The 2,865-nt window shown below is 66.8% G+C and carries 3 protein-coding genes and 1 pseudogene; 1 reads left to right on the forward strand and 3 read right to left on the reverse strand.

The window, feature by feature from the left end; translation table 11 throughout:
• Positions 1–60: 60 nt before the first annotated feature.
• Both MJ785_RS21465 and MJ785_RS21470 read right to left on the reverse strand, forming a co-directional pair.
• Positions 61–1,506 (reverse strand): hypothetical protein, encoded by a 1,446-nt coding sequence (locus MJ785_RS21465; protein WP_239382659.1) that lies wholly within the window; start codon positions 1,504–1,506, stop codon positions 61–63.
• A gap of 22 nt (positions 1,507–1,528) precedes the next feature.
• A complete protein-coding gene (locus tag MJ785_RS21470) occupies positions 1,529–1,954 on the reverse strand; it encodes a hypothetical protein (protein WP_239382661.1) in 426 nt (141 codons plus the stop codon).
• Positions 1,955–2,246: 292 nt separating this feature from the next.
• On the opposite strand from MJ785_RS21470, the gene MJ785_RS21475 reads away from it, so the two are divergent.
• Positions 2,247–2,600, forward strand: a complete 354-nt coding sequence (locus MJ785_RS21475) for a hypothetical protein (protein WP_239313965.1) — start codon at positions 2,247–2,249, stop codon at positions 2,598–2,600.
• Here the strand turns inward: MJ785_RS21475 and MJ785_RS21480 are convergent.
• Positions 2,597–2,865, reverse strand: a pseudogene (locus tag MJ785_RS21480) (hypothetical protein); the annotation flags it as partial. The gene MJ785_RS21475 and the pseudogene MJ785_RS21480 overlap by 4 nt on opposite strands.

The raw sequence follows: 2,865 nt of genomic DNA on the forward strand, positions 1-2,865 counted from the left end.
CCATAAGCGCCGGCTCGCCGAACCTCAACACCTCCCTTCGGTGCGGCTCCGGGAGGATCTTCATCGGTCGAGAACCTCCATGAGGATGCCCGTGCCGTCGGCGCCGACATCGGCCGGCAGGTTCTGCCGTCCGCTGCGTGTGCGCCAGCGGCCCACGACATCCCGCGCACGCCGAAAGGAACGGGCCAGCCGGTGCTCGCTAAGCAGGCCGTACAGCTGCTGCTCCACTCCGCGCCGGACGACGAGAACCCTGCCGTCGGGAAGGGGCATGCGGTGGCTGATGCCGAAGAACTCAAGGTCGGGCCCAAGCCGGAAGGAGGACCGGATGCTGGTGAAATCCGGCGGGAATGAGACAGCATCCTCGAGCGGCAGCTGACCCGATGTCGGCGGTTCAGGCCGCAGCCAGGCCGGAAAGTAGGTGTCCGCGCCGGCTCTGTCACCGGCGTACAGCAGAGACGTGAAGGCGGAACTCCGTGCGAGCATCTGCAGCAACCACCGTCGGCGCTCTGCCGGGACCTCCAGGATGTCGGCCGCACCCCGGATCGGCCGGAGCAGCTCCTCGGAGCGCCAACCGGCTTCGGCTCGTCTGCGTGCGATCTCCTCATCGCTGAGCTGCTCGCCGGACCGGTGGATGTCGGCATCCAGATAGGTGGGGTGGCGCCGGGGGAACGGGAACGGTTCCGGATCCTCCGTCACGATGTCGTCGAATTCACCTGCCGCTCCGGAGAGGAGGTTCTCGTCGCCCGGAGGGTCGAAGACGTGACAGGATATTCCGGCCGTGTCCAGCTTCGTGGCGACCATGAGTCCGGGGGGTGTGCGACCGTCGATCCGAAGGGTTGACAGCTGCACGCTCGCCTTTGCGAGCTGCGCCCTGATCCTCGACATTTCGCCATGCGTGCCTTTGCATTCGAGCAGGTAGATCTTGGTGTGAAAGCGACCTGCTCGCAGTTGGGTGCCGAGCAGGATGTAGTCGGGTCTGCCGAGGCTGGAGCCGGCGGAGCGCACTGAGTGACCCAGGGCGGACCCATCGGCCAGCGCTACCTCCGCGTCCATCGCCTGGAACCGGAATCCGGGGTGGCGGCTGTTCAGCACCGCCCGGGCGACGACCATCGCGAACCCGATGCCCAGGTGCTCGGACTGCGCGGTCTTGTGGTGGTGCACCACGCGGCTGGTGTCACCGATCGCCAGCTGTGGGAGCGTGCTCACCCCACGGGTACGGGTGGTGAGGACGCCGCAGTAGCGGACCTGCGCCCAGTGCCGCGCCATGTCGGAGAAGGGCCCGTCGGGGTAGAAGGTAGTCGCGACGCCGAGTTCGCGCAGCACGTTCATCGGGCTCGTCCGCACCCAGGGCCGGACCCGCACCAGGCTGGGATCCTGGCGGTAGAGATACAGCGGTTTGGTTATGGCCAGCTTCGCTGCCGTCTCCGCAATAGCGGCCTGCTCGCTTGGCTCCGACAGTGTTGCCACCACGCCCGGTCTGCCCATCGCCGCGAGGACGTCGCTCATATCCACTGTCGGCTCCGGATGGTCACTGCGACCCGACAGGTGCGCCTACGAGGGCGATCAGCCCGCTGAGGACGAGGAGTGAGGAGACGGTGAGGTTTCGCATCGTGATTCGGCGGGGCGCACCGTCGAGAACGGCCTGCACCTCGCTCTCCCGCGGCGGGATGCGCATCGCCAGCGCGGCACGATGAAAGGGAGACACCTCGTTCGGCGGCCACATCACCGCGCGTAGATCCCGACGCTTGACCGGGGCGTGGCTGTTGCACCCGGTGAGCCAGCCGTTCACCCACATCTCGCAGATGCCGCCATCTATGCGATAGGCGCGGCAGAGTGTCGGCCATCGAAACGCAAGCAGGAACGAGATGACGAACATTGCGGCGAATACCCAGGGCCAGGCCACTCCGATCCCCAGCACCAGCCCGCCGGAGGCAATCGCAAGATAGGCCGCCACGTGGAGGTTCTTCCGCTCGCGCCGACTGAGACTCCGGGTGCTGCGAGGCTGCGAGCGGCCGCGTGGCCGTTTCGATCGGGGCACGGATCTCCCGCGCGCTGGTCTGTTTTGCCGGCCCGAGGGGCGGGAACGTCCAGCGGCCACGACGGACCTCCGGTTCAGGGGAGAAACAATGTCACTTTCTTGATCATTGTGGCGTGTGCGGTGAACACGGACGAGAAAGAAAATCTGCGGGCAGACGTGACCGGCAGGGATGGCGAGCCAGGTATTTTTAGCACACGATGTGTGGTGTGTGAGGTCGAATCCGGAAGAATTCGCCGGCCGTTCTCGTCGCTCGCGGCCATCCGCCCGCCGGGTGTTCGCAGCCCTCGACGCCGACGCGCTGGACACGGCGCTGGGAACTTGGGCGGCCGTGGCGACCAGCCCGGACACGGGGACACAGCGGCGGGTCGCCGTGGACGGCAAGACTGCGCGCGGTTCCCGCACCAGGTCCGGACCGGCAACGCCCCAGGTCATGGCCAGTCCGCGCAACCTCGCGATCACGGTCCTGCGCCTGACCGGCGTCACGAACATCGCAGTGGGAATCCTCTATCACGCCCGCCGCCCCGAACGCCCCCTGCAGACGATCATGAAGCTTGCTTGCTAACCGACAACTATGCCGGGGCCCTGGTTGTCGACCTGGTCCATGACCCGCAGATCGTGGGTGTCACGAGACCGTCCGATCTGCCGCGCGGCCGCGATGAGGTGAGCATGGTGAACGGCCGTCCTCTCGGTGTAGTTCAGCACGGACATCATGGCAGAGATTGATCTTGCGCGGTCCGCGGCTCTGGCAACGGTGTCGGCCAGCCGACAGATAGGGGTGGCCGTCTCCGTTACGAGCCCGTCTGCTGGTAGGTGGTGGCCTTGCCTCT

This window comes from Protofrankia sp. CiT1 (assembly GCF_917627335.1).
GTDB lineage: Bacteria > Actinomycetota > Actinomycetes > Frankiales > Frankiaceae > Protofrankia.